We start from the raw sequence: 551 nt of genomic DNA, 5'->3' as shown, positions 1-551 counted from the left end.
AGGGGCAGTGCGGGGGCGCCGCGCGGGGGCAGATGCGGAATGCCTGCGTAGACCGGCAGGTCCAGCATCTTCGGGTCGGTGCTGATGCGGCGCACTTCTTCGGGGGGCGCATTGTAGAGCAACGAGCAGATCATCGCGTTGATCGCGAGCGACTTGCCCGAGCCGGTCGTACCCGCGACCAGCATGTGCGGCGCCTTGGCCAGATCGGCGACTACCGGATGACCGGTGATGTCCTTGCCCATCGCCAGCGTCAACTGGGAATGCGAGTTCTGATAGACGCCGGCTTCGAGAATCTCCGACAGGCGGATCGTCTGGCGCTTGGCGTTCGGCAACTCGAGGCCCATGCAGGTCTTGCCGGGAATCGTTTCGACCACGCGGATCGAGGTCAGCCCAAGGCCGCGCGACAGGTCCTTCATCAAGCCGACGATCTGGCTGCCGCGCACGCCGAGCGCCGGCTCGACTTCGAAGCGCGTGATGACCGGACCGGCCGATGCGCCGACCACGGTGACCGGCACCTTGAATTCCTGCAGACGCTGCTCGATCAGCAGGCC

At 66.1% G+C, this 551-nt stretch carries 1 protein-coding gene; it reads right to left on the bottom strand.

Annotation, left to right across the window (positions count from 1 at the left end; all coding sequences use genetic code 11):
* On the bottom strand, window positions 1-551 hold a 551-nt coding region (locus A6V37_RS04350), incomplete at both ends, for a DNA translocase FtsK (protein WP_279616150.1).

The organism is Paraburkholderia ginsengiterrae (assembly GCF_001645125.1).
Lineage (GTDB): Bacteria > Pseudomonadota > Gammaproteobacteria > Burkholderiales > Burkholderiaceae > Paraburkholderia > Paraburkholderia ginsengiterrae.
This window is presented reverse-complemented; position numbering and strand designations above follow the sequence as displayed.